Below are 26,212 nucleotides of genomic sequence, written 5' to 3' on the forward strand. Positions count from 1 at the left end.
CAATTTAAATTTGAATTAGATTAATTAGTACATTAATTCATTATTATTGAACTAATGTACTAATGTCAACGAGAATGTTAGAATTGTTGCTATGGTTCAATTTGTTCACCCCTCAAAAGAAGACATCACCCTCGAAGGCCTGCTGGGCGCACTGGCAGATCCCATGCGGCTTCAAATCATGAGAAGCCTGATGAACGTTGAAGGCTGCATGTCTTGCTCAGAAGCTGCGCCCTGCCCCAACATGGCAAAATCTACCCTTTCCCATCACTTTCGCATGTTGCGTGAAGCTGGCCTGATACGTACCACTAAAAAAGGGGTTGAGAATCAAAATATAGTGCGAGCAGAGGAAATCAACGAACGTTTTCCAGGATTGCTCGCTTTGATCCTGGATTTATCCAAAGCAAAGTAGCGATTGAGGATATACCTAGTAGGCAACTAAGCTACTCCTATTAGCAAATGAAGTGCTGTAGATTGACCTCACAATATCAGTCAACATTTCTATACTGCAGGGATCAAGGAAGTATCTACTGATTCAGGCCGACCTCCCGACAATATCCTTCGCCGAGCAGGCGCTGCAAGCATTTCATGAAGAAAACCGAGCGGCATTATACTTTCCACTTTATCAACATAATGTTTGCAATATATGATTGGCATCATATATTATACACTTCATGAAACATGCCACGACAAAACACAGCACTTCCAATCGCAAAGCACTGACCCATAACCGCATTGTAGAAACCGTAGCACGGGCAATTCGTAGAAGTGGCTACGATGGCATGGTGTTGCTGACATCATGAAAGAAGCTGGGCTCACTCATGGAGGGTTTTATGCTCATTTTTCTTCCATGGATGCAATGCTTGCAGATGCAGCAGATATAGCTGGGGCGCAGACGATCGTAACGGGCAGAGCATATACTCTCTAAGGTATCTCCAGATCAAGGAAATGACCGCACTCATTGAAAGTCGATTATCTGAACAAACAGAGTCAAACGCTCATGAAGCAGCGCCTTTAATGATATCCACGATGGTAGGTACATTGATGTTAGCTCTTGCGGTAGATGATCCTGAACTGTGTGATGCTTTTCGCAAAGCAGCATTAAAGCTGTATGCATCTCAGGAAGGTTGAAGATATTTTAGCCACATTGGCTTTTTTTAAATATAAATATGATATTCGTCATATAAAATTAACATATTGTTTCAGGTTCAAATATAAAACAGGAGATGTATCGTGAATAAAAAGATCGCAATTGTGACAGGCGCATCATCAGGCATTGGTGAAGCCACAGCAGAGCTACTGGCAAACTCTGGGTACAAGGTTTATGGAACGAGTCGCAGAGGCGCGCAAATCACTAAGGGTTCATTTAAGCTGATTTCCTTAGATGTAAATAGCGAGGAATCTATCGAGGCTGCCATCAATGAAATCATCAAGACCGAAGGACGAATAGATTTATTGGTGAACAATGCCGGTTTCGGTGTTGCTCCAGGAGGTGCAGAAGAAAGCTCGATAGAACAAGGAAAATCGATTTTTGACACCAATTTTTTTGGTATTGTCCGCATGACACGTGCAGTTGTACCCCATATGCGCAAGCAGGGAACAGGACGAATCATCAATATCGGCTCGGTATTAGGGTTCTTGCCTGCCCCTTACATGGCGCTATATGCCGCAACCAAGCATGCAGTAGAAGGATATTCAGAATCGTTAGACCATGAATTACGTACTAGAGGGATTCGAGTTTCCATCATAGAGCCTGCCTATACCAATACACAGTTTGATAGCAATACTCAAGAAGTCGATAGCAAGATTCCTGAATATAACGCCGCTCGGCAAGCAGTGGCCAAATTAGTGAAAATTGCTGTGCAAGGAGGTGATAATCCAGCCATTGTAGCCAATGTGGTACTCAAAGCAGCCAACGCCAAGCAGCCTAAGCTACGCTACACAGCCGGAAAATTAGCTGCTCGCCTGAGCTTATTGAGAAAATTCGCACCGGCTTCATTAGTGGATATAGGCATTCGTAAAGAATTAAAACTGGATACGCCAGACCACATAGCGAGGAACCTATAAGAAACCTATAAGAAACCTATAAGAAACCTATAAGAAACCTATAAGAAACCTATAAGAAACCTATAAGAAACGTTGCGAAGCCAGGGCTATTATCCCATCGTAGATCCTGAACTCCTGTTTTCATGGATTCAGGAAGCATTGGCGGATATAGATACAGGTCGCGCTAAAGGAAAGTCCATAGTAAAAGTGATTGGATAGTCGCTTCCTACACATAAAATAATCACATCTATGACGGCACAACGAACATTCTGGACATTGGTAATATCAGCGGCGGCTATTTTGGCCGTCACCATGGGGATACGGCAGTCTATGGGCTTATTCGTATCCCCATTAAATACCTCAACCAGGCTGGGTATTGTGACGGTGAGCTTTGCCATGGCCATTGCCCAATTTGCATGGGGAGCGGCTCAACCCCTGTTTGGCATGCTTGCAGACCGCGTTGGCTCATTCAAGGTTATCGTACTGGGCACTGTATTACTGGCAGCAGGTTTGGCGATCACCCCCTTTATGGACTCTGCATTTGGCTTGGTCTTTGCAGTAGGGATTCTCAGCGCAGTGGGGGCCGGTGCAGGCAGTTTCTCCATTTTGATCGGCGCAGCAGCACAGAGATTACCGGCAGAGCGTCGATCTACTGCCGCTGGATTTATCAATGCCGGTGGCTCCATGGGGCAGTTCATATTTGCGCCACTGACCCAGGCACTGATTCATACATTTAATTGGGTCATTGCTTTGTTTGCATTGGCTGCAACTTCGCTGACTGCCATCCTTTTAGCACTACCACTACGTGAAAACAAAGGTGTCGCTGAAAAGCGCGCAGTCGCTCAGGCTGAAGGTATCACCCTGGGCCAGCAGCTTAGTCTTGCCTTTAAAGACCGCAGCTACATTTGCTTGAATATAGGATTCTTGACCTGTGGTTTCCACATTGCTTTTTTAGTGACCCATCTTCCAGGCGAAGTAAGCCTGTGCAGCTTATCAGCATCGGTGGGCGCAGCATCATTAGCTATTATTGGGCTGGCCAATGTAATTGGCAGCATTGGCGCTGGCTGGCTAGGACAAACCAGGCGTATGAAGATGATTTTGTTTTGGATGTACGGTTCGCGTGCGGTTGCAATTGCCATCTATTTGCTAGCCCCCAAGACTGAGCTTACTTTCTACATATTTGCGGCTGTACTTGGCCTCACCTGGCTAGCCACGGTCCCGCCAACAGCGGGGTTGGTAGGCAAGTTATTTGGGCCTCGCTATTTAGCGACCCTGTTTGGTTTCACTTTATTTAGTCACCAAATTGGTGGTTTTTTTGGGGCCTGGCTGGGCGGCATTACGCTAGTACAAACGGGCAGCTATGAGTGGATGTGGTATGCAGATATCGTGCTTGCTTGCATTGCAGCGCTGGTCAACCTGCCTATCCGGGAGTCTCACCCCAACCTATCACTTAGTAAACAGCTGACGCATGAGAGCAGCATCCAATCCAATGAATAGCAAAATTGCATCTATCTGAACTTTTTGCCACTAGCACTCTCCAACCCGGAGTGCTAAAATTGTTTTCATGAGAGAGGTTTCCAACATGAGCAACGCCATGACATTACCTGCTATTTCTTCCTTTGACAGCCTTGATCAGTACATGCGTACGATCAAGACTTTTCCTGTGCTGACAGCAGAGGAGGAGCATAGCTTGGCTACACGCCTGCACAAGGAAAATGATCTTGAAGCGGCAAAAACGCTGGTAGTGTCGCATTTGCGTCTGGTTGCCAGCATCGCCCGCGGCTACTCCGGTTATGGTTTGCCACAGGCTGACCTGATCCAGGAAGGTAATATCGGCTTGATGAAAGCGGTCCGGCGCTTTGATCCTGAACGCGGTGTACGTCTGGTGTCTTTCGCCATGCATTGGATTAAAGCCGAGATGCATGAATATATCGTGCGCAATTGGCGCTTGGTCAAGGTGGCTACCACCAAGGCCCAACGTAAACTATTCTTCAATCTGCGCAGCATGAAAAAAGGTCATGCAGCAAGTTTGCAATCTGACGAAATTGAGCATATTGCACGCGAGCTGAATGTAAAACCTGAGGAAGTGCTGGAGATGGAGTCCCGCATGTCCGGGCACGAAATCTCGCTGGAGGGTAACACCGATGATGATAGTGAAGATATATTCAGCCCGATTTCCTATCTGCAGGACACAAATGCTGAGCCGTCAGAACTGCTAGCCGAGCAAGAAGCTGAGCGCTTGCAGGCCTCCGGCCTGGCAACAGCACTGGCAAATCTGGATGAACGTAGCCGTCGGATCGTTGAGGCTCGCTGGTTACAAGAGGATAGCTCCTCGACACTGCATGAATTGGCAGCAGAGTTTGGTGTTTCTGCGGAACGTATCCGCCAGATCGAGCAAAAGGCCATGAAGCAGATGAAAGGCTTCCTCACCCCAGCTTAAATGCTAAGTGAAGTAGTATAAAACAGGTAATAAAAAAGGCTGCATATGCAGCCTTTTTTATTACCTGAATCTATTGATCAAGCAAAGATGATCACTGACAGCACACTCAGCCATGACATCGTGATGAGACCGATGGTAATGGTCAATGGCAGGTTCTCAAAAGTGAAGTAGGACTTGAAGCTATCGTTATCTGTAGTAGTGCTCATGATTGTTCCCCAGCAAGTTATTTCTGAATTTTATTCTGATTAGCCACATGCTTCAAGTGGTTAAAGGGAATCATGGGGTCATCATCGTCCATCAGGATACGCTGGGCAGGACCCTCTAGATCGTCATATTGCCCGTTCTTGATTGCCCAAAGAATACCCACGGCAGCGAACCCGATGAATACAAAGGTTAATCCTAGCTGGAGTAATAGTCCCGATAGATTCATGCAGCGTTTTCCTCCAAAGCCTCCTCGAAATGAAGCGCATTATGCATATGCTGGCGTAGCACTTTGAGGTCAGCCATTTGTGCCTGTATGCTTTTCTCTATAGTTTCAAGCTCGCCAATACGGTCTTCCAAGGTATCCGTGGCCTTATAGATACGCTTGATACTTTCCAGACGTCTACGCAATTGCAGTTGATGCTCACGTACTTGAGACTCCATTGGCGCAATCACTGCCTTGAGCCAGTTTTCCACATCATGATTGGCGACTTCATACACATGGATCACACGGCTCGCCAAGGTCTCGAAAAATTTAGACGTCAATGTCATTTTTTCGTTCGTAATCATATTCAATGCTGTATTGAATTGTTCTCGATACGCTCGTTCCAGCTTTGCCAACTCTTTCTGGTAACGTAGTGTCGAGAATGCCGGCGGCTCTGCTTTACGCAAGCCATGATCCTTGGCAAATTTTTCATACATGGCATCCATCATGCGCTTGATCTCGTCAATCTGAGTATCAGACTGCACCAGCCTGTCCCTGAGATCAGCAAAAAAGCCATCCATGGCAGTACGGATACTCTTAGTAAAACTGGCACTGATCATGGTATTGCGGGTATTGGTCACATGCACTTTGAGTGCTTCCATACCGAGCAGGGTAAATAGCTTATTGGTTTGTTGCGAGAATACGCTACGCAAGGCCTGAAAGCGCTGCAGCCCTTTTTCGAAGATTTCCTTGTCAACCTTGACCTTGTTCATCATATGTTCAATGACGTCTTCGTTCTTGCCACGCAAGCCACGCAATTCCTCCAGCTGCTCATTCAAGCTGGCAAGTCGCGCATCCAGAATCAGGTTGGAATTCCCAACCAGATCATCTATCTCACTTTGGGTATTGTCCCGGACAATTTCCTTTTTGGAAGGAATCAACTCATCCGATAAAGCCTTCTCAAGTGCTGGCAGACCACTCCGGGCAAGCAAGTCATCATCGCCAGCAATTTTGGCCAACAGACCTTTCTGGGCTGAGATTGGGAAAATCTGGCTTTCCTGCAAGCCGAGCAATTCTGCACTGGACCTGGTTTGCTTGTTGATCTCACGGCTAATCTCTTCATCGTCGCGCAGCTCATCCCACAAACCATCGATTTTGTTCAGCACCGCCAAACGCCCTTTTTGCTTCCAGCGCGTTCCGCTGATGTACTGGCGCCAGACATCGATTTCAGACTTGGTCACCCCGGTATCCGCTGCCAGAATAAACAAGACGGCATGGGCATTGGGCAGCATGTTCAGGGTCAATTCAGGCTCAGTACCAATCGCATTCAGGCCAGGGGTATCAAGAATCACCAACCCCTGTTCAAGCAAGGGGTGAGGAAAATTAATCACCGCATAACGCCAGCATGGAATATCCACACTGCCATCACTATTGAGGCTCAGAGCATCGTCTGCACTATTGGCATCAAACAGGCCATAGCGCTCTGCTTCTTCAACCGTCACACGCTTGGTGCGACTCACCTCCTTGAACACCTCCACCATGCTGTCGCTATTGGCTACATCAAACGGGAGAGCAGTCCACTCTTCCGGATAGCGCTTGTATTCAGTCGTGGTAGCGTCAGACGTACGGGTTTCTATCGGAAGCAATTGCAGGGAGGTTGGCTTGGTGGCGTCGTAAAGTAACTCGGTGGGACACATCGTGGTACGCCCGGCGCTGGAGGGAAGCAGGCGTTGACCATAATCGGGGAAAAAAATGGCGTTGATTAACTCAGACTTTCCGCGTGAAAATTCGGCAACAAATGCCACATTGAGTTTGTCCTCACGCAAGCGCTCAAGCAGTTGTTGCAGACGCAACTCCAATTGCGCATCGTTCAACTCTTGCTCATTGAGCCAGTTGCGATAGTCGCAAATCGTCTCCACCAAGGCTTTACGCCACTCCGTATACACCTCAAAATGACGTGTCAGCTTATTACCTGCCATAGCACCCCCCGATGCTTTTTATTTAGCTAGCACTCTAGCATGGTTGTGTAAATAATCAAATGAATCATACAGCTAATACATATAGTTGAAGCGGTATCCGGACAAGCGGAAACATTGTACGGACAGACGGTATTTTGAAGGCTGATTGCACATTCTGCTATCATCGCCTTTTAGCATTTTCCGGCACGACAGACATGAGCGGCTTGAGTCCAGATTCCCCTCGTCCCACAGATATCCGCCTGCATCAGGCATCGCGCAAACTGGATATCTCTTTTGACAATGGATTGAGTGGCACCCTCTCCTGTGAATTTCTCCGCGTGTACTCGCCTTCCGCAGAAGTACGAGGTCACGGGGCAGGTCAGGAAGTGCTACAAACCGGCAAGCAGGACGTCAATATCACGGCAATTGAACCTATAGGTCACTATGCCGTAAAACTGACCTTCACTGATGGTCACAACAGCGGCCTCTACTCATGGGACTACCTGTATGAATTGCTGGAAAATCATGATGCCCTATGGCAAAAGTATATAGAGAGGCTAGAGGCCTCCAATGCTAACCGTAGCCCTGAAAACCAGTAATTACAATATAGTCAGCGGCGACAACTTGGAAATTAAAAGATGAGCGACAATACAAAAACCCACTTCGGCTTCGAGACCGTGGATGAAAGAGACAAGGCCCGCAAGGTAGGCGAAGTATTTCACTCCGTGGCCAGAAAATATGACCTGATGAATGATGTCATGTCAGCGGGCCTGCACCGGGCATGGAAGCGTTTCACGGTGGAAATTAGCGGAGTCAAAGCTGGTGACCGCGTACTGGATGTTGCGGGTGGTAGCGGTGATCTTTCCCGTCTGTTTTCGAACAAAGTCGGGCCGGATGGCCAAGTGATACTCACCGACATCAATGCCTCAATGCTGGCTGTGGGCCGTGATCGCCTCATAGATGAAGGCAAGGCTGTGCCTGCATTGCAATGTGATGCAGAAAAACTGCCTTTCCCGGACCAATATTTTGACTGCGTGATTGTCGCATTTGGCTTGCGCAATATGACGCATAAAGACAAGGCGCTGGCCGAGATGCAGCGTGTGCTCAAGACTGGTGGCCGCTTGCTGGTCCTGGAATTTTCTCAGGTATGGAAGCCATTGGCACCGCTTTATGATGCCTATTCATTCAAGCTGCTGCCCTTCATGGGTAAGCTGTTTGCCAATGATGCAGATAGCTATCGCTACCTTGCTGAATCTATTCGCATGCACCCGGATCAGGAAACCCTGAAGCACATGATGCTGGAAGCCGGGTTGGGTAAAGTTGACTATTACAATCTGGCCGCAGGGGTTGTCGCCCTGCACAAAGGCTGGAAAACCTGATCACGAACAGAATATAGAAATCAAGCCCATGCTCAAGCCTGTCTTAACACGCCTACTCAACCACCTGCTGACACAGAACAGCTGGGCACGCAGCCTGCTACACCCTTTTGGTGGCAAGAACGCACGCTTCATCATCCAGCCCCTGAGTGCAACCGTTGCAGTTCTGGAGGATGGCGGGCTGGCGATCGCAGGTGAGGCGGCCATCACTGATGCCACCATCACGATTTCGCTACCCGTTGCTTTACGGATACTGTCTGGTGATGAAACAGCTGGTGCACAAGCCGTCATCGAGGGGGATACAGAATTTGCCACTGCCCTTTCGCGCATACTACAAGGCATGTCCTGGGAATATGAAGAAGACCTGAGTCACATTGTGGGAGATGTACCAGCCCACGAAATCGCCAAATTTGGCCGCAATGCAGTAGAACAGGTCAGGAAAAAAAGTATCAGCGTCGCGGGCATGTTTGCCGAATATTGGCAGGAAGAAATGCCATTGATTGCAAAAAAACGGCATATCAACCAGTTTTTGCAAAACGTGGATATCCTGCACGAAGATACTGAGCGTCTTGAAAAACGCATCCAAAAGCTTCAATCCCGCTCCTCTGCGACTAACAGCTAATCCAGAAAGACTTTATTCGCGATGCGTTTTATCCGGCTATTCAACATCATCTTTGTCACCCTGCGCTTTGGTCTTGATGAATTTATGCTGGGGCACACCCGCCTGCGCCCCTTGCAACGCCCTGTCAACCTGCTGTTATTCTGGCGCAACACCTCCAGCCCCAGAGGAGAAAGATTAAGGCTTGCCCTGGAATCTTTAGGCCCTATTTTCGTCAAGTTCGGCCAGATGCTTTCCACCCGCCGCGACCTGATCCCGCTTGACCTAGCAGACGAACTGGCAAAGCTGCAGGATAGAGTCCCCGCCTTCCCTTACAGCGATGTCCAGGCCATCATAGAAACGTCCTTTGGCAAACCCATTCTGGACGTTTTTGAGCAGTTTGATATTGAGCCGATTGCCAGTGCATCAGTGGCCCAGGTGCACTTTGCAATCCTGCCGGGAGGTACTCCGGTCGCGGTCAAGATTTTGCGTCCTGGCATCAGTACCGTCATTGAGAAAGACTTGCGACTGCTGGATGGAGCAGCCTGGCTATTGCAAACCCTATCCTCAGACGGCAAACGCCTCAAGCCCCGTGAAGTGGTCGCAGAATTTTCCCGTCATATTCACAGCGAACTCGACCTGATGCTGGAAGCAGCGAATTGCAGCCTGCTGGGCCGCAATTTTGCCGACAAGCGCCTGCTGCTGGTACCTGAAGTCTATTGGGACTGGTGCCACGAGCAAGTCATGGTCATGGAGCGCATGAATGGCACACCAGTCAGCCAGGTCGCCTACATGCGCGAGATTGGCGTTGATATTCCCAAGCTGGCACGCGACGGGGTAGAGATTTTCTTCACCCAGGTGTTCCGTGATGGTTTCTTCCATGCAGATATGCACCCCGGTAACGTACAGGTTGCCGCAGATGGTCGCTATGTCGCACTGGATTTTGGCATCATGGGTACATTGAGCGATCAGGATAAACAATACCTCGCTCGCAACTTCCTGGCTTTTTTCCGCAGGGATTATAGAGAAGTTGCCCGCGCCCATATCGAATCCGGCTGGGCCCCCAAGGATACGCCGCTGGATGAATTTGAAACTGCCATCCGTGCCGTCTGTGAGCCCATTTTTGACAAGCCGCTCAAGGAAATTTCTTTCGGCAAGGTATTGCTGCGCCTGTTTCAGACTTCGCGTCGGTTTGGCGTTGAAATCCAGCCGCAACTGGCCATGTTGCAGAAAACCCTGCTGAATGTGGAAGGCCTTGGACGCGACCTGGATCCCAACCTGGATTTATGGAAAACTGCGCGCCCCTATCTGGAGCGATGGATGTCGGAGCAAATGGGCTGGCGCAGCGCATTGGATAACCTCAAGGCTGAATTGCCTTACTGGGGCAAGATACTGCCGCAAATGCCACGCTTGCTACACCAGCAACTGGAGCGCAACCTTGAGCATGCACCTGGCAATATAGAATTGCAGTTAATCCTGCAGGAACATCAGCGCCAAAGCCGATGGTTACGCCTGATTGCCGTGGTATTGATATTGCTGGTCATATTACAGCTCGCCACTACATTCTGGCTGCCGACACATTCAGGATAAGCCCTGACGACAAGGCTGTTGATTCTTCGTGAGAAAGTCGCCAGTCTTGCCCAGTTTTTGCTAGAATCTGCCAGCCAAAAATAAGCTCGTCACAATTTCATCGATCATTATTAGCAAAGGGCCGGTTTAGTGCTGATCTGGTTTGTCATTCTTTACGTCCTGGTGTCTATCAGCATCGGCCTGTTTGCCGCCACTCGTGTCAAAACCACCAAAGATTATGCCGTTGCCGGACGACACCTGCCCCTGCCTGTCGTCATGGCCACCGTGTTTGCCACCTGGTTTGGCGCCGAAGCTGTATTCGGCATCTCGGCCACTTTCGTCAAAGACGGCCTGAATGGCATTGTGGCAGACCCCTTTGGATCCAGCATGTGTTTGGTCATTGCAGGTGTCTTCTTTGGCACCCAGCTATACAAACTCAACATTATCACCCTGGGTGACTTTTACCGGATGCGCTACAACCGCACCGTAGAAGTGCTCACCACCATCGCAATCGTCGTCTCTTATCTGGGCTGGGTAGCAGCCCAGATCAAGGCGCTGGGCCTGATCTTCCATATCATCACCGATGGTGCTGTCAGCCAGGAAGCCGGCATGATCCTGGGAACCGCCATCGTGCTGACCTATACAACGTTTGGCGGCATGCTGTCTGTAGCCATCCTCGATTTTGTCCAGATGACCGTCATCATTGGTGGCATGCTCTATATCGGCTACATGGTCTCGGGCATGACCGGCGGTGTGGCGCCTGTCATCGAGCATGCGCGACTGGCCGGCAAGCTCGAATTCCTGCCTCCCGCAGACCCATGGCTCTGGGTCACGTTTATAGGCGCATGGATGACGATGATGCTGGGGTCGATTCCACAACAGGACGTGTTTCAGCGCATCACTTCGGCCAAAAGCGCCAAGGTCGCCATTTGGGGATCCGTGCTCGGGGCTTCTGTCTATTTCTGCTTTACCTTTGTGCCCATGTTCATCGCCTATTCAGCGACCATCATCGACCCGGTATTCTTTAACAAGCTGATAGACCTGGACTCACAGCGTGTGTTGCCTACCTTGGTTCTGCAACATATGCCGCTGTTTGCGCAGGTGATCTTTTTTGGTGCCGTCCTCTCCGCCATCATGAGTTGCTCATCAGCGACCCTGCTTGCCCCATCCATCTCCTTTGCGGAGAATATCGTACGCGGCTATGTGCCACACCTGGATGACAAAGGGTTTCTCAAGGTCATGCGCATCTGCCTGGTAGGTTTCGCCGCTTGCGTGCTGTTGTATGCGCTGAATTCGGAAATGTCGATTTTTGGCATGGTGGAATCCGCCTATAAAATTACCCTGGCTGGCGCATTCGTGCCTTTGTTCTTCGGGGCATTCTGGAAACGGGCCACCAATCAGGGCGCACTGGCTGCGATTATTGGCGGGATTACTACCTGGGTCCTGATCGAAGTGCTGGTGGGCGAGCAAAGCCTGGTACCTGCACAGCTCATAGGCCTGGCAGTCAGTATTGTCGGGATGGTTGCAGGCTCATTACTCCCGCAGAAAATTGCCAGGACAAGCCAGGAACATGCAGGCTATCTGCACAGCCATGCGGCACATCCCCATGTGCCGCACCATAAGTAAATCACGATCAGGCCAACCTCACTATCTTGAGGTTTAGGCTACCCTGGATTTCCTGATTGCCATCAGGTTGGGTAGATAGCTCGCCAATATCAGTAACAATGCCAACGACATGTAGATCCAGCGTACAGAATAGGCGGTGACAAAGCTGGCTGCCGGTTTCTGCTTTTGCACAAAACTGTAAAACGCAGGAGCATCGTCTCCATGGATATACTGCCCATCAATCTCTTTTGCCAATACCTGTAAATATTCCGCGTCCAGCTTGGATAAATACCTGTCGTAGTCGGCTGAAGCCACTGGCGGATCCGGATCATCCTTGCTGGTGTCGTTATAGGTAATCCCCACGGCTCCCGCTGAGTTTTCCTTGGCATCAGAAGACCAATAGCCTATCCACTGATTATTGGAGTTATAGCGTGGAATAGGCACATCCTGATTCCCCCCCACTCCAACAAAGACTACATTCTCACCGATCTGCAAATCACTAAGATCCAGTTTATTGATTGCATTGACCTTGGGGGCTTCATCCCCGTCCGTGAAAAACAACAAGCGAGCTGGCGCATTCAGTGAATCAAACACCTTGGCAGCGCCTTTCACGCCAAAGCTCAGGCGGCTATTGCCGCGCCAGGACATGCGCCATTCGAGGTGATCGATGGCATCCACAATCACGTCATAATTGGCACAGGTTTCCAGCGGCATGAACAGCAAGGCCACATCCTCAGCGGCAAACACGCCCAAGCTAAAGTAAGTCCCGCAAGGTGAAGTCTCCACCAGCTTACGCATCAGATGGCGCGTATACGCAATACGGCTCACATTCTTGCCATCCAGTTTGACATCTTCCGCATTCATGCTTTGTGAAACATCCGCCAGCAGTAAGTAATTGTGCACCTCTTGCTTGAGCTGAATCTGCGGCTTGAAAATGGCCAGCAAGAGCAGGATAACGACAGCGAGGTACAGCGCTGACTCGTAATGGTCTTTTACCCAGCTCCAGCAATGACTCACAGACAGTTTGATCATGGCAGGCCTACAGGAATATTACTCAACTCCATGCCTGCCTGTTCCTTTTGCAGACCTTGTATTCCATCAGGCAATACCAGTAACAGCAGGCTGAGATTGAATTTAGCGATACGTGAGGGTGGATCCAGCCTCAATGCCTGCTCATAGGCAATCCGCGCTTGCGATACATCATATTTGGCCTCGTCCTTGAGACTGCCATCGTCATTCAGCCGTCGCTTGAGGCCAGACAATAATAGATTGTTGCCAATGTTGTATTGAATCAATGCCTGCTCGGTTTGCTCAGGAGCTGTCTCCAGAAGTTGGCTGTAACTCTGCACCGCATGCTTGTGGTCACCAGACTGACCCAACTTGTAAGCTGCCATCAATTTCTTTTGCAGTGGATAGGCATCGCTGCCTATCAGTCCACCTTGCTTGATCTGTTGATTCACCTGTTCAATCTGCCACCACTGACTACCTTCATAGATAGCCCCTGCCATCCCTGCCAATAGCAGCAAGCCGAGAAAGAGGTTAATCCCTTTTATGCGGTTTCCCATGTATGCACCCTGAAGTTTTTGATGACGAGCATGCCCAGGCTCAATATCATGGCCAGCAGTATCAGGTCGCGGGCATAATCATGGCCGGGTACCGTCACTGAATATTGGATAATATTTTTCTCTCGGCTATCAATATCCTGAATAGCCGTTTGCAATGCCACCGGGTTATCCGCCTCGTAAGCCTTGTAAGTAATCTTGAGCGACTTAAAGAACCGATCCAGCTGTATGGCCGCTGGCCCATCGTCTGGCGGATAGATTCGCTTGCCAAAAATGCTGACATCATCCGGCTCGCGCAACACGATCCAATACAGGTTGATGCCTTTGGTTTTGATTTCCTGTTTGATCCTTTCCTTCACTCGCGGACTCAGCTTACCGGCACCGTCTGAGAGCAGGATGATGGCACGTGAGCCAGAACTCTGGATATTGTCAAACAAGGTGCTTGCCTGCGTAATGCCTGCCCCGATATTGGTCTGGTTGATACCTGAACTCGTAGCCGCATTGATGGCGGCATGTATCGCATCCCGATTGGAGGTAATCTTCATGCCATACAGGGCAGAATTGGTGAATGCGACCACCCCCATCATGTCATCCGGCCTGGAATCGATAAAGCGCGTGATCAGGCGACGAGCCGCCGTAGACTTGATCTCCCCTGCCCGCCCGCTGGTAGCATCGCCGGCAAAAGGATGATCCATACTCACACTACGGTCTATCACCATCACGGTTTGTGCACCTTTGCCCACCTTGCGTACGATCTTGTCACTGCCTTGCGGCGAAGCGATCGCCAGCACGATACTTAAAATAATGATGGCAGTGACGATTTTCAATAGCAGGTTAATGTGGTCGGAAAACCTGTCCTCCGGCACCATTTCCAGCCAGGAGTAACGTTGCCCTTCCAGGCTCTTGAGCCAGAATGGCACCATGGCAAGCGGCAACAGCAATAACGCCCAGGGATGGAGGAAGGTCATGCCACTCTCCGCTCACAATCTCGCAAAGCGCGAGAGAACTGCTGCGTATCCTCGATAAACTTGGCTGCATCAACAGGCTGGGTGGTAAAGAGTACAGTGTCTGATCGTGCAAAAAATGCATCAATTTCGTCCTGCATCTGGCGATACTCAGGATGCTCAGCAAAAAATTGCTCCAGGTTTTGCCTGAATAGTGAGCGTCCATACACCTGATTGAATGCCTGGTGCACGTGTTGCAATGCCTGTTGCTCCTGACCGGGCGTTCTCGGCAGCTTGCGCAATTTTCTATACGCCCGTGAAAACTCGCCGCCCATGAACGGCAACCAGCGCTTGTCTGCATTGACATAAACCAGGCCAACCAATCCTGCCAGCATCAATGCTAGCGCTAGCCCGAATCGCAGTTGGTGAGTGTCAGTTTCAATCAAAAATGGCTTCATTTGTGGCTGGATATTGTCTCTGGCAGTATGAATGCTGCCAGTCACCAAGGGCGAGAACCAGAACTGCCATACGGGAATATTGACCGCTGCTGCCTCCTTGCCACCTGTGAATGCAAAGGCAGTGTCTGGCAAACGCAGCACTTTGGGTTGTTTTGCTGCACTGAATACTTGATAACTCAATGTGACAACATATCGGCTATCATCCCCTGCTTTGTCTGTTTGCACGGCAACATCCACCAACTCCACACCCTGATTTCGCTCCCCCTTGATCGGCAGCGCAGTCGTTGATAGTTGATAAGGCGCTTTTGATTGCAGATGTATCTCGCGCTGCAAGACATCGCCGATATGGATGCCCGTGGTCATACGAGGATTCAGCACACTCACCAGATTGACCGGGCCTTCAGCGGCATATCCTGCTGCTGACAGGATCAGGCTGGCAACCATTAACCATAAAATCGTTACTTTTTTCATGCTGTCATATACTTTTCAAAGTATTGGGTCATGGCGTCAGGATGGAACTCGCCACTGATAAAATGCGGGGGGCTTTCAAATGCCAGAAACAAATCCTCCAGCGCCAAACGCCTTTGTGCAAAAGCCTCTACAAACTTGGTACGGATAGACTCACGAAAGAAAATGGTGCGATCCCTGCCCGTTTCAGGGTCTATCATGGTGCCCAAGCCAAAGCGTGGCAGCTTGTTAAACTCTTGCTCCTGCCATAACACCACCGGTATCACCTGATGCTGGGAAAACATGTTCATCGCCTGTTCTATCATCGCAAGCGGCATATGGAAGTCTGATATCCAGAACACCAGGCCTTTGTTCTGGCTAAGGTACTGCGCTGCCTCAAGCACGCCAGCAGATCCCTTGCCCCAACTATTGAGTTGAGAGAACGACCCAATACGCTCCAGAGCCTCATGTACCTGGTAACTCAATGGCAAGACATAGTCATCCAGGACATGCTGATCGTAGCCAATCAAACCGAAAATATCGTTTTCATCAGAAACAGAACAAGCGACGGATGCCGCAATTTCCATCACCAGCTCTATCTTGCGTCGCCCGCCCTTGAACAGCATCGAGCTGGACAAGTCACAAATGGCATAGACTGGTGTAATCGAATCATGATTGAACAGCCTCACCTGGACTTGCTCATAGGGGTCACGCAAGGTCTGTCGCAAATCCATACGCCTGAGGTCAGGGTAATCCACCAGGGAGGTATTGCCCTTGTATTCAAAGCCCAGACCTCGCTGTATACCCAGATGATCACCTGAGTGCACGCTGGCTGACTTCCAGGGAATCTGGTAGGCAAATGGCTTGACGTAAGCAGGGTTCATGAGCTCAGGACTTTGCCGGTACTGCCACAGTTTCCAGGATTTTTGCCGTCAATTGCCGGGATAACAATGTACGACGGCTTTCATACATGGAATTGAACACCAATCTATGCGCGATCACCTCATGGAACACGGCATGAATATCCTCAGGATACAAATAGTCACGATTCATGAGCCATGCATGGACACGGGCAGCCTTGAGCAGCATGCCCATGCCTCGCGGACTGGCACCCGCTTGAATAAGGCGGTGCATATCCACGCCATCAAGCGTGATGCCCACACTTTCTGGCTTTTGAGTCGCCGTCCATAAATCCATCACGTATTCTTCCAGCGCAGGCGATGACTGCACATGGTTTTGTAGCAGATCGGAAAAGTCATTCAACTGGTCAAATGCCAACAGGCCCGACTCCACCTTTTGCGTCAACTTCTCTGCATGCTGGAACTTGGTATCGAACACCAGGGATTTCCGCAGCTCGCGATCCTCGGGGATATCAATCCCAATTTCCATCATGAAGCGGTCGCGCGCCGCAGAGGGAATCTCGAAGGTTTCATTCTTTTCCACCTGGTTGCGGTCAGCGAACACCACCATATGCGGCAGGCGGTATTCCTTTTTAAAGGCATGCAGATGGCGCTCGGCCATCACCCGCAGCATCAGCGCATGGACTTGCGGACGGGCACGATTGATTTCATTGAAAAAGAATACGGAAAGTTTCTCGCCAGCCCGCAACAAGGGGCCTTCATCAATTTGAGGGCGTCCTTCAGGGCCAAGAAACGTGTGATAGACCAAATCATTGGGCATCAGGTCGACCGTACCCTCGATACGCTCATAGGCTCCGCCTATACCTCTGGCCACAGATTGCAACAGTGTCGTCTTGCCAACCCCGACCCCACCCTCAAGCATCACATGGCCTCTGGCGAAGATGGCAATATTGATCAAGCGTATGGCAGCATCCTGGCCTACGATCACGCCCTGCACTTCACTTTCCAGTTTCAGGGCACGGGTTCTCCAATCTGCCAACTGGGTATCGATAGCTGCACTTTCCATATCACGTCCTAATGCCATATCACTTCCTAATCTTGAATAAACGGCAGGATAAAAATATACAGGTCTGTATACATTCAAAGTATGGCTGCGATATTATTTTTTCGCAATATAATTTAGATAATTTCCCGACATAATGACATGATCGGGAAATTCTCCCATCCATAGCAGAAGCTCAATACAGAGAAATCAGGAAGGACAAGATGCAGAGATATAGAAAGGAATAAAGGGGTAATAGCTTATCAGCCAATGCCGCATGAGGACGGATACCATGCAGTCAATATAGGCATACACAAGAAGATCGCACCTCGCAAGATAGGCGCTTGGCATGTGAGACGACGACCTGTCATCACAGGTCATCAACGGGGGTGAGTTTGCTTACTTTTTCTGGCAGTGCTGGCAATAGAAAGTAGAGCGTTGCCCCAATCTGACAGACAGTATTGGAGCAGCACAGATTTTGCATGGTTGCCCGGTGCGACCATAGACAAAATATTCCTGCTGGAAATATCCAGGATTACCATCCGCACCAAAAAAATCACGCAGGCTACTTCCACCGGCTTGTAGCGCATCCCGTAAGGTCGCTTTGACTTCCACCACCAGGCGATCACACTCAACCAGAGTCAGCTTGTTTGCAGGTTTTTCGGGATGAATACGGGCCCGGAACAATGACTCGCTTGCGTAGATATTGCCCACCCCTACCACCAGATGGCTATCCATGATCACGTTCTTGATGCAGGAAGTACGGCTACGAATCTGGCTATGCAGCCAGGCACCAGTGAATATATCATCCAGCGGCTCAGGCCCAAGTACGCTTAATAATGCATGCGCAGCAGGTTCTAGCCCAGCCCAGAGCACGGCACCAAAACGGCGAGGGTCCCGCAGGCGCATTACACGACCATCGGTGAAATGGATATCGAAATGGTCATGCTTTTCCGGCTGGATATCATGCTCCAACAAGCAGAGCCTGCCCGACATGCCGAGATGGAGTATCAGCGACCCGCTCTCAAACCGGGCAATGATGTATTTGCCGCGGCGATTGAGCTCTAGTAGCTTGTTACCGACCAGGGTGGAATGAAGGTGATCGGGAATGGGCCAGCGCATTGAAGGTTGGCGCACAATCACCTGCGCTACAGCCTGACCCAGAAGCGGCATCAGGCCGCGACGGGTCACTTCAACTTCTGGTAGCTCAGGCATGCATTCAGGCTTGAAAGCCGTGCCTTACTTGGCAAGACCAATAGGAGGATTAAGCAAGGCAAACCCTGCATCAGCCGGAAAGTGGTAGCGCATGCCCTCATCAGGACGTCCCAGGATCAGCTCTGGTGCTTCCTGTAGCTTGTCAAAATGGACTTTTTTTCCGTCCTTGAGCTTGACCGAGAATGAAGGATAGCTCGCCTTGCGATCAGGTGTGTACGGCTCAACAGCACTGGCGCGAATCTTGCCCCAATAGGTGTCATACCATTCGTTCATGGCCTGCTGATCCGGCTTGGCATTTTGCAGAGACACCTTCCACTTCGCATCGTCAGTCAGATCCACCTGCAAACGCACATCTTCCCATTGCTCCAGCCTGGAGAAATCGAAACCGGACACCTTTTCAGTGGGCTTCAGCGGACTCTTGTCCAGAAGCTCGACAATCTGGGTAGATGCTGTCTCTGAATAGATGGGGGGAACCAGGTAAACCGCATCCTTGTAAGCCACATACTGCTCTGCACTGACAGGATTGTAGATACCAAAGATAAACTCCTCCTGATCCAGCTTCAGCTTGAGCCTGGGATTATCCAGCCCGAAGCGCGCCAAGTCATTGCCAGGAAACTGCTCTGGACTCTTGGCTGCCACAATCGACAGAATGCGCTGCACCGTCATCTGGTCAGCACGCGCCTTGTAAGGCTGTGCGAGATACCAGAACCCATCCACCTTATCAAACACCACCGGCGCTTTGGCAGGAAACTCTACGCTAAGCCTGGAGAAATCTGCGAGTTTGAGCGAAGACACCGGATATTGCTGCGCCAACTCTTCTTTTTCCGCAGGTCTGAGGTAAAGAAAAGCCACAATGCCAGCCACCAGCAATAACAGCGCAAAGTTAACTAACCAACGCGTCCTCATGCCTTGCGACGCCTCCACCAGATCACTACACCAATAATTACCAGGGTCACTGGCAGTATCCGGCTGAAGCCGATAAACACGGCTTGGGCCATCAGGTTGGACCAGCCATCTGAAGGGATAATAACGTTCACGTCTTTCAGCGGCTTGGGCTGAATGGTGATCAAGCGATCATCTCCGGCCAGCCAGTTCACCATATTGAGGCCAAGATCCAGATTGCCGCCATTGCCGAGGAAAGTATTGGCCAGGAAGTTGCCATTACCTACGACGACCACGCGCTGGCCTTTTTCACCGTATTTACGTTCCATGGCCACTGCAATATTGATGGGGCCAGGAATATCTTTCTTGTTGTCGAAACTGACCTTGTCGTCGATTTCGCCGGTTTCCAGCCAGCCATTCGGTGCCACTTCAACGATATTGGATACCTTCCAGCCATTCTCATAAGTACCTGCTGCCGTCAGCATACGCGCCTCGGGGAACAAGGTGCGCAACATGAAGTTTTTGGTAATCGCGTGCACACCGTACTGGTTGGCAAACGCAATCTTGGCATCTGCGCCATACTGTTTGGCAGATAAATCCACCACCATGCCAGGGGTCAGCTCCAGCCCCAGATATTCAGCAATCGGCTGAAGCCCGTGCAGATTCTTCTCGTCATCAATCAGCCACAACACATTGCCACCTGAGTCGAGATAATCCTTGATCTTCTTTACTTCAATATCAGTGACATTGACCTGCGGGCTGGCAATCACCAGCATGGCACCGTTATGCGGTACCGCTTGGGCAATCAACAGGTCTGGATTGGCAAGCTTGAAGCCTTTCTTTTCCAGGTGTTTACCAAAATCACCAATATCGTGATTTTTCACACCAATCAGGCTACGTTCGCCATGCCCATCCAGAAACATGATGGCGTTCTGGTTGGTACGTGAAAGTCTCACCAGCAGGTTGGTCACTTCCTGCTCAATAAAGGCTTGCGGCGGCACGATATGCTCTGTGCGCTTGTTGAACTCAACCACCAGCTCGATTTCCGAACGCACACCCGCATCCTGCGTTGCCTTGGGCTCTTCTGCTGGATTTACAAACTCCAGTTTGATATCAGGTTTCACACGCTGGTAGCGCTCAACAAACTTATGGATGAACTTGCGATAAGCCTCATCTTTGGTCACATAAGCCGTGATGGTGATCGGCCCATTCATTTGCTTCAATACATTCACGCTACCTTCGGTGAGCGTATTGCGGCTGCCCTGAGTGACATCACGACTGGCATGGTACTCATGCGACAAAAAGCCGATCAGGAAAATAAAGACCAGAAACAGCACAACAAAAAAGCTGTTCTGGACGAATAATTGAAAGCGTAGTTTGCGATTGGTTTTCATAGAGTCTCTCGATCAGCCACGCAAGCGATCAGCATCCAGTCTACGGATGGTCAAGGTCAGGAAAGTCACGATAAACAACACGAAGTAAGCCACATCCCGTGTATCAATAAGACCGCGGGAGAAAGGCTCAAAGTGCTTCATCAGGGAAAGATAAGCCGCTGTGTTGCTTGGGTCACCCGCCAGGAAATGATCCAGCAGCAGCAAGGCAAACAATGCCACAAAGGTGATGATAGCGGCCACCACCGGTTGTTGCGTGGTGCTGGACACATAGATACCGAGCGCACAGAAACTCGCTACCAGCAACCAGAGACCTGCAAGATTGGAAAGTACAAAGCCTACATCGATATCAGCCCACAAATTCAGCGAGAACAACATGGAGCCTATCAGCAGGATGGTGATCGTCAGGAATATGACCAGGCCAAAAAACTTGCCCAGGACAATCTCGGTAAGCGATAAAGGTGCACTGAACAGGAATGGCAGGGTTTGCTGGCGACGCTCTTCACTGATCAGGCGCATGGAAAGCAAGGGCACCGCAAACAGCATGATAAAGGAGGCAATCCCGAATACATTGCTGCCGACAAACTCGGTCACCCCTATACGCTGGTCAGGACGCATCGCGCCGGACATGGTCAGGAAATATTGGTCTATCCCCATCAGGAAAAATGTAGCAAAGACAAACTGGAGCAGAGCCAGGATCACCCAGCCCATGGGCGAGGAAAACAGCCCCTTCAGTTCTTTTCTGGCGATATTAATGATCATGAATGAATCACCCTCTTGGGAACACTACGCCTATCAGGCAGCAGATGGTTCCTGGAATGTTAATTGGACGAAAACTTCTTCAAGGCTGGTTTGATCAGGGTTGATCTGGAACAGGCCCCAGTTTTGGCTGACCGCTGCTTGCACCAAAGCCTCGGCAGGCACATGGCCAGGTGTGTGATGCACACGCAGGAAACCACCTTCCACCGTATCCACACTTTCCACACCGGGAATGGCAAGTAACGCCTCGGTAGCAGGTGGGTGATGCAGGCCTAGTAGCAAGCGGTTGCCGTGACGTTGCTCCTTGAGCACATCAATCGAACCGTTAAATACCAGGGAACCCTTGTGGATGATTTGCACACGATCACAGACCATTTCAACTTCTGGCAGGATGTGGGTAGAAAGAATAACGCTATGTTCCCCGCCCAGCTCTTTGATCAGGGCGCGGATATCACGAATCTGGATGGGATCCAGCCCGACTGTGGGTTCATCCAGGATCACGACCATGGGGTTGTGGATAATGGCTTGGGCAATCCCCACACGCTGCTGATAACCCTTGGACAGGTTCTCAATCAGGCGCTTGCCCATTTCAGTGAGACCACACCGCTGCTTGGCAACATCCACCGCCTTTTTGATGTGACCACGGCTGACGCGATGCAGACGTGCGGCAATCGTGAGAAATTCATCAACAGTCAATTCACGGTAAAGCGGTGGCTGTTCGGGCAGATACCCAATCAATGCCTTGGCATCCTTGGGTTTCTCTATCATGTCGATGCCGCAAATTTTCACAGAGCCATTGCTGGGTGCCAAATTACCGGTCAACATTTTCATTGTGGTCGACTTACCGGCACCATTTGGCCCCAGAAAGCCCAGCACCTCACCCTTATTCAGCGAAAAACTTACATCGCTGACTGCTGCACGACCGCCATATTTGCGGGTTAAATCTGATGCCTCTACGGTAATAGTCGTCATAAATTCTATGGGATATCCGGTTTACAGGGGTGCTAAGTTAAAAAAACGCCTGACAACTGTCAAGCGCGATGTATTTTAATCCAAGGTGGTCGCCGGGAATATATTGATGATAACGCTATTGAAAGATCATATTTAAAACGGCTATAGTCGAACTTCATTATGGATGAACTTGCATCTAGTGTCACGGACTAAGCATAGAGATGCAAAATCCTGCAAAGGTTTCATGAATGCTGTTGAAACCGGGGCAGCCAAACCTCATATTTGACATCATCAATCTAGCAATGAGACCTCTTATAAAATGCCTATCAGCAAAATTATTAAAATAGCCGTCGCTTCTGCGGTAATGACACTAGGCATGAACCATGCAGCATTTGCCGCTACCCAGAGCACCATCAGCCCCTCCGACCAGCCAGCGCTGACCGGAGAGTTCGTCTATAAATATCTGATCGGTGAGATTGCCGGGCAACGGGGCCAGTATGACCTGGCGAGCGCCGTCTTTCTTGATCTGGCAAAAGGCAGCAAAGACTCTCGCCTGGCAGAACGCGCGGCCAAGACTGCCGTCATCGGCAATGATGGCAGGACTGCGATTGAAGCCGCCAATCTGTGGTCTCAGCTAGATCCTGAATCAACCGAGGCTCACCAGGCCCTGACCCAGATGCTGATTAACACGGGCAAACTTTCTGAAGCCAAGCCGCACTTGCAGAAGCTGTTGGCTAATGAAGAAGCAAGGCCCAGCGGCTTTATGTTCCTCAACAGCCTGCTTTCACGCCAACCTGACAAGGCAGCAGTACTGACGCTGGTTCAGGATTTGGCCAAAAACTACCCGGAACTGCCCGAAGCCCACTTTTCTATTGCACACGCGGCATGGAACGCAGGCAATGTTCAACTGGCATTGAGCGAACTCAATACCGCCAGCAAATTACGTCCAGGCTGGGAAATGGCTGCCCTGATGCAAGGGCAAGTATTGCTTGGTCAATCCCCAGACCAGGCTGTCACCTTTTATCGCGACTTCCTGCAAAAACACGGCGACGCCAATGAAATACGCCTGGCCATGGCCCGCATCCTGGCAGGTCAAAAGAAGTTTGACGAAGCAAAGTCCGAATTCATCAAGCTGATCCAGGCCTCCAACGGCAATCCGGAAATTCTGGTCGTCGTTGGCCTGCTGTCACTACAGGCAGGAGAGCTGGCTGAAGCTGAGCAATACCTGACACAGGCACTGGAAAAAGATTTCAAGGATAAAGATCAGGTCTATCTATACCTGGGACAGATTGCGGAAAAGAAACGCAATGACGATGAAGCCGTCAGTTGGTATAGCAAAGTAGCCCCCGGTGAAGTGCGCTATGTGGATGCCCAACTTGGTGTGGCCAATGTGATTGCGCGCAAGCAAGGCATCGATGCCGCCATTAACTCACTCGAAAACCTCAAAGGCCTGTCAGATGCTCAACGCGCCGCCGTGGTCCACGCCCAGGCCAATGTACTGACACAGGCCAAACGCTATCAGGAAGCATTTAGCCGGCTGGAAAATGCGATTAACACATTGCCGAACAGCCCAGAGTTGATCTATGACTATGCGATGGCGGCTGAGCGCGTGCAGAAGCTCGATGTGATGGAGCGGGAATTACGCAAACTGATCAAGCTGCAACCGGAATTCTCTCAAGCCTACAATGCGCTCGGCTACTCGCTAGCAGACCGCAATATCAAGCTGGAAGAAGCCAAGGCACTGGTAGAAAAAGCCCATGCATTAAGTCCGGACGACCACTACATCCTTGACAGCGTGGGCTGGGTCTACTATCGCCTGGGCAAGCTGGATACAGCATTGGAATATCTACGCCGGGCCTATTCGCAGCAAAGCGACCCAGAAATAGCGGCTCACCTGGGTGAAGTATTGTGGGCCCAGGGCAAGCGTGACGAAGCAGTGAAAACCTGGGAAGCAGCTCTGGCACAGTTTCCTGAGAACGAAATATTGCTAAGCACCAATAGAAAATTCAATCGCTAGTATGTCGTTTATACGCCGCTGGCTGGCCAGCCTTGCTGTTTTGTCGTTGGCTGGCTGCGCCAGCCTCTCCAGCACTCCGTCATTGCCGCCTAGTACGCCCGAGGTTCACCAGCAACACCTGGACAGCGTTGCCCGTATCCAGGAATTCAATCTTCAGGGACGTATTGGGGTACAAACGGCGGCAAAAGGATTCTCCGGATCGACACAATGGCGACATGCGGTGAATAACGACACTATCACCCTGTTCTCACCTCTGGGCAGCCAGGTTGCTGCCATCACCCGTACTCCTGACGGTGTGACCCTCAAAACGAGTGGCAACAAGACTTATCAGGCCTCAGATGCAGAAACTCTGACCGAGCAGAATCTGGGCTGGCGCCTGCCCATGACCGGACTTGCTGACTGGACATTGGGACGCCCAAGTCATACAGCGATTGCATCATCCACCTGGGACGAACAAGGGCGCCTGGTTAAACTGAAGCAAGATGGCTGGGAGATAGAATATGGGCAATATGTACTGGCAGAAGGTTACCAGTTGCCTAGCAGAATTACATTGCGCAATACCCAGCTTACACTCAAGCTCATTGTCCAGCAGTGGCATTCATTGAATCAATAGCAGAATTAATAGCACAAAAAGATTTACTCCTTTATGCAAGATTTCACGCCATTCCCGGCACCCGCAAAAATCAATCTATTCCTGCATATTACCGGCAGACGCAATGACGGATACCATTTACTGCAAAGCGTATTTCGCCTGCTCGACTTTGGTGACACCGTTCATATCAGGCCACGCAATGACGGACTAATCCAACGCACACAGGACATCCCTGGCGTGCCGGAAGCGCAAGACCTCTGTATCCGTGCGGCAACACTGTTACAGCAACATACCAACAGCAAGCTGGGGGCGGATATTTTTGTCACCAAACGCACCCCTATGGGTGGTGGCCTGGGTGGCGGCAGTTCGGATGCCGCGACTGTATTATTAGCACTCAATCGCGTATGGCATCTCAATCTTAGCCGCCAGGAGCTCATCTCACTCGGCCTCCAATTGGGGGCGGATGTGCCTTTTTTTATTTTTGGTAAAAATGCCTGGGTAGAGGGAATAGGCGAAAAATTACAGTCAATTCAATTACCTCCTGCGCACTACCTGGTACTCACTCCGCAAGTGCATATCTCGACAGCAGAAATTTTTGCATCAGGGGAATTGACAAGGAATACGAATCCCACGACAATAGCGGCCTTTCTGAGGGACTTGGTTCACAACGATCTCGAAACTGTGGTTTGTCAGCAATATCCCGCTGTTGCAAGCTGCCTGGAATGGCTAACGCAATTCTCGCAGGCTCGCATGAGTGGTTCTGGCGCCTCAGTGTTCGTGGAAATGGAGAGCCAGGAAAACGCAGAAGCTGTGTTAGCAAGAGTCATTGAAAAGCGTGAATTGCAAGCGATTGCAGGGTGCGAAATTTCAGGATTCTATGCAAAAGGTTTGGATCAACACCCGTTACACAGCTTTGCCATCTGAGGAAACCGATCAATTGGGGAGTCGCCAAGCTGGTTAAGGCACCGGATTTTGATTCCGGCATGCGAAGGTTCGAATCCTTCTTCCCCAGCCAGAATAAAAGCGTGTAACTTAAAAAATTACACGCTTTTATTTTTTGTACGCGATTTATTAAACAAAAGGATTCCACTGTGGCC

General features: G+C 50.2%; 29 protein-coding genes and 1 tRNA gene. 16 read left to right on the forward strand and 14 right to left on the reverse strand.

Going from position 1 to position 26,212, the window contains the following annotated elements; translation table 11 throughout:
* Nucleotides 1-91: 91 nt before the first annotated feature.
* The 7 genes from LG201_RS07070 (at nucleotide 92) to rpoH (ending at nucleotide 4,483) form a co-directional block, all read left to right on the forward strand.
* Nucleotides 92-409: an ArsR/SmtB family transcription factor gene (locus LG201_RS07070; protein ID WP_226771455.1), complete on the forward strand. Its 318-nt coding sequence runs from the start codon at nucleotides 92-94 to the stop codon at nucleotides 407-409.
* Nucleotides 410-671: 262 nt separating this feature from the next.
* Entirely contained in the window at nucleotides 672-800 is a 129-nt protein-coding gene (locus LG201_RS14370) for a hypothetical protein (RefSeq protein ID WP_264193270.1), read from the forward strand.
* Nucleotides 797-925 (forward strand): TetR family transcriptional regulator, encoded by a 129-nt coding sequence (locus LG201_RS07075; RefSeq protein ID WP_226771456.1) that lies wholly within the window; start codon nucleotides 797-799, stop codon nucleotides 923-925. Before LG201_RS14370 ends, LG201_RS07075 begins: the two co-directional genes overlap by 4 nt.
* Nucleotides 926-945: 20 nt before the next feature.
* Entirely contained in the window at nucleotides 946-1,128 is a 183-nt protein-coding gene (locus LG201_RS07080; RefSeq protein ID WP_226771457.1) for a hypothetical protein, read from the forward strand.
* Between the two features lie 102 nt (nucleotides 1,129-1,230).
* Nucleotides 1,231-2,064 carry an oxidoreductase gene (locus LG201_RS07085; RefSeq protein ID WP_226771458.1) on the forward strand — a complete coding sequence of 278 codons (834 nt, stop codon included), beginning with the start codon at nucleotides 1,231-1,233 and terminating at the stop codon, nucleotides 2,062-2,064.
* Nucleotides 2,065-2,292: 228 nt separating this feature from the next.
* Nucleotides 2,293-3,540 (forward strand): MFS transporter, encoded by a 1,248-nt coding sequence (locus LG201_RS07090; RefSeq protein WP_226771459.1) that lies wholly within the window; start codon nucleotides 2,293-2,295, stop codon nucleotides 3,538-3,540.
* An 85-nt stretch (nucleotides 3,541-3,625) separates the two neighbouring features.
* Complete coding sequence (rpoH, locus tag LG201_RS07095) at nucleotides 3,626-4,483, forward strand: RNA polymerase sigma factor RpoH (protein ID WP_226771460.1); 858 nt, start codon at nucleotides 3,626-3,628, stop codon at nucleotides 4,481-4,483.
* A gap of 77 nt (nucleotides 4,484-4,560) precedes the next feature.
* Here rpoH and LG201_RS14375 read toward each other — a convergent pair whose 3' ends face one another.
* The 3 genes from LG201_RS14375 to LG201_RS07105 are packed head-to-tail and all read right to left on the reverse strand — an operon-like array spanning nucleotide 4,561 to nucleotide 6,868.
* Entirely contained in the window at nucleotides 4,561-4,689 is a 129-nt protein-coding gene (locus LG201_RS14375; protein ID WP_264193271.1) for a hypothetical protein, read from the reverse strand.
* Between the two features lie 17 nt (nucleotides 4,690-4,706).
* Nucleotides 4,707-4,913 (reverse strand): cbb3-type cytochrome oxidase assembly protein CcoS, encoded by a 207-nt coding sequence (ccoS, locus tag LG201_RS07100; RefSeq protein WP_226771461.1) that lies wholly within the window; start codon nucleotides 4,911-4,913, stop codon nucleotides 4,707-4,709.
* On the reverse strand, nucleotides 4,910-6,868 hold the full coding sequence (locus LG201_RS07105; RefSeq protein WP_226771462.1) for a dynamin family protein: 1,959 nt from the start codon (nucleotides 6,866-6,868) through the stop codon (nucleotides 4,910-4,912). The genes ccoS and LG201_RS07105 overlap by 4 nt, the downstream gene beginning before the upstream one ends.
* A gap of 194 nt (nucleotides 6,869-7,062) precedes the next feature.
* Between LG201_RS07105 and LG201_RS07110 the strand changes: the two genes are divergently transcribed.
* The 5 genes from LG201_RS07110 to LG201_RS07130 all read left to right on the forward strand — a co-directional run bounded on the left by LG201_RS07110 (nucleotide 7,063) and on the right by LG201_RS07130 (nucleotide 12,016).
* Nucleotides 7,063-7,446, forward strand: coding sequence for a gamma-butyrobetaine hydroxylase-like domain-containing protein (locus LG201_RS07110; RefSeq protein ID WP_226771463.1), 384 nt, complete (start codon nucleotides 7,063-7,065; stop codon nucleotides 7,444-7,446).
* A 39-nt stretch (nucleotides 7,447-7,485) separates the two neighbouring features.
* Nucleotides 7,486-8,226: a bifunctional demethylmenaquinone methyltransferase/2-methoxy-6-polyprenyl-1,4-benzoquinol methylase UbiE gene (gene ubiE, locus LG201_RS07115; protein ID WP_226771464.1), complete on the forward strand. Its 741-nt coding sequence runs from the start codon at nucleotides 7,486-7,488 to the stop codon at nucleotides 8,224-8,226.
* Nucleotides 8,227-8,254: 28 nt separating this feature from the next.
* The gene (locus LG201_RS07120; protein WP_226771465.1) at nucleotides 8,255-8,845 is read left to right on the forward strand and encodes a ubiquinone biosynthesis accessory factor UbiJ; all 591 of its coding nucleotides are present in this window, start codon (nucleotides 8,255-8,257) and stop codon (nucleotides 8,843-8,845) included.
* A gap of 21 nt (nucleotides 8,846-8,866) precedes the next feature.
* Nucleotides 8,867-10,411, forward strand: coding sequence for a ubiquinone biosynthesis regulatory protein kinase UbiB (ubiB, locus tag LG201_RS07125; RefSeq protein WP_226771466.1), 1,545 nt, complete (start codon nucleotides 8,867-8,869; stop codon nucleotides 10,409-10,411).
* A gap of 129 nt (nucleotides 10,412-10,540) precedes the next feature.
* Nucleotides 10,541-12,016, forward strand: coding sequence for a sodium:solute symporter family protein (locus tag LG201_RS07130; protein WP_226771467.1), 1,476 nt, complete (start codon nucleotides 10,541-10,543; stop codon nucleotides 12,014-12,016).
* Nucleotides 12,017-12,049: 33 nt separating this feature from the next.
* Here LG201_RS07130 and LG201_RS07135 read toward each other — a convergent pair whose 3' ends face one another.
* From LG201_RS07135 to LG201_RS07185, 11 genes are all read right to left on the reverse strand, one after another.
* Nucleotides 12,050-13,027: a vWA domain-containing protein gene (locus LG201_RS07135; protein ID WP_226771468.1), complete on the reverse strand. Its 978-nt coding sequence runs from the start codon at nucleotides 13,025-13,027 to the stop codon at nucleotides 12,050-12,052.
* Complete coding sequence (locus LG201_RS07140) at nucleotides 13,024-13,560, reverse strand: hypothetical protein (RefSeq protein WP_226771469.1); 537 nt, start codon at nucleotides 13,558-13,560, stop codon at nucleotides 13,024-13,026. Before LG201_RS07140 ends, LG201_RS07135 begins: the two co-directional genes overlap by 4 nt.
* A complete protein-coding gene (locus LG201_RS07145; RefSeq protein WP_226771470.1) occupies nucleotides 13,545-14,525 on the reverse strand; it encodes a vWA domain-containing protein in 981 nt (326 codons plus the stop codon). The genes LG201_RS07140 and LG201_RS07145 overlap by 16 nt, the downstream gene beginning before the upstream one ends.
* Nucleotides 14,522-15,430 carry a nonribosomal peptide synthetase MxaA gene (locus LG201_RS07150; protein ID WP_226771471.1) on the reverse strand — a complete coding sequence of 303 codons (909 nt, stop codon included), beginning with the start codon at nucleotides 15,428-15,430 and terminating at the stop codon, nucleotides 14,522-14,524. Before LG201_RS07150 ends, LG201_RS07145 begins: the two co-directional genes overlap by 4 nt.
* Nucleotides 15,427-16,290: a DUF58 domain-containing protein gene (locus tag LG201_RS07155; protein WP_226771472.1), complete on the reverse strand. Its 864-nt coding sequence runs from the start codon at nucleotides 16,288-16,290 to the stop codon at nucleotides 15,427-15,429. The genes LG201_RS07150 and LG201_RS07155 overlap by 4 nt, the downstream gene beginning before the upstream one ends.
* 4 nt (nucleotides 16,291-16,294) lie before the next feature.
* Nucleotides 16,295-17,332 carry an AAA family ATPase gene (locus LG201_RS07160; protein ID WP_226771941.1) on the reverse strand — a complete coding sequence of 346 codons (1,038 nt, stop codon included), beginning with the start codon at nucleotides 17,330-17,332 and terminating at the stop codon, nucleotides 16,295-16,297.
* Nucleotides 17,333-17,707: 375 nt separating this feature from the next.
* Nucleotides 17,708-18,523, reverse strand: a complete 816-nt coding sequence (gene mutM, locus LG201_RS07165) for a bifunctional DNA-formamidopyrimidine glycosylase/DNA-(apurinic or apyrimidinic site) lyase (protein ID WP_226771473.1) — start codon at nucleotides 18,521-18,523, stop codon at nucleotides 17,708-17,710.
* A 24-nt stretch (nucleotides 18,524-18,547) separates the two neighbouring features.
* The gene (locus LG201_RS07170; RefSeq protein ID WP_226771474.1) at nucleotides 18,548-19,429 is read right to left on the reverse strand and encodes a DUF4340 domain-containing protein; all 882 of its coding nucleotides are present in this window, start codon (nucleotides 19,427-19,429) and stop codon (nucleotides 18,548-18,550) included.
* Nucleotides 19,426-20,799, reverse strand: coding sequence for a GldG family protein (locus LG201_RS07175; RefSeq protein WP_226771475.1), 1,374 nt, complete (start codon nucleotides 20,797-20,799; stop codon nucleotides 19,426-19,428). Before LG201_RS07175 ends, LG201_RS07170 begins: the two co-directional genes overlap by 4 nt.
* 12 nt (nucleotides 20,800-20,811) lie before the next feature.
* Complete coding sequence (locus tag LG201_RS07180) at nucleotides 20,812-21,558, reverse strand: ABC transporter permease (protein ID WP_226771476.1); 747 nt, start codon at nucleotides 21,556-21,558, stop codon at nucleotides 20,812-20,814.
* Between the two features lie 33 nt (nucleotides 21,559-21,591).
* On the reverse strand, nucleotides 21,592-22,527 hold the full coding sequence (locus tag LG201_RS07185) for an ABC transporter ATP-binding protein (protein ID WP_226771477.1): 936 nt from the start codon (nucleotides 22,525-22,527) through the stop codon (nucleotides 21,592-21,594).
* Nucleotides 22,528-22,825: 298 nt separating this feature from the next.
* Here LG201_RS07185 and LG201_RS07190 point away from each other — a divergent pair, with 298 nt between their 5' ends.
* The 4 genes from LG201_RS07190 (at nucleotide 22,826) to LG201_RS07205 (ending at nucleotide 26,130) form a co-directional block, all read left to right on the forward strand.
* Nucleotides 22,826-24,523, forward strand: coding sequence for a tetratricopeptide repeat protein (locus tag LG201_RS07190; RefSeq protein ID WP_226771478.1), 1,698 nt, complete (start codon nucleotides 22,826-22,828; stop codon nucleotides 24,521-24,523).
* 1 nt (nucleotide 24,524) lies between these two features.
* Nucleotides 24,525-25,136, forward strand: coding sequence for a lipoprotein insertase outer membrane protein LolB (gene lolB, locus LG201_RS07195; RefSeq protein ID WP_226771479.1), 612 nt, complete (start codon nucleotides 24,525-24,527; stop codon nucleotides 25,134-25,136).
* 33 nt (nucleotides 25,137-25,169) lie between these two features.
* Nucleotides 25,170-26,039: a 4-(cytidine 5'-diphospho)-2-C-methyl-D-erythritol kinase gene (gene ispE / locus LG201_RS07200; protein WP_226771480.1), complete on the forward strand. Its 870-nt coding sequence runs from the start codon at nucleotides 25,170-25,172 to the stop codon at nucleotides 26,037-26,039.
* Between the two features lie 14 nt (nucleotides 26,040-26,053).
* Nucleotides 26,054-26,130: transfer RNA gene (locus LG201_RS07205), tRNA-Gln, on the forward strand.
* The last annotated feature ends 82 nt before the right edge of the window (nucleotides 26,131-26,212 follow it).

The organism is Methylobacillus gramineus, assembly GCF_020532675.1.
Taxonomy (GTDB): Bacteria; Pseudomonadota; Gammaproteobacteria; order Burkholderiales; family Methylophilaceae; genus Methylobacillus; species Methylobacillus gramineus.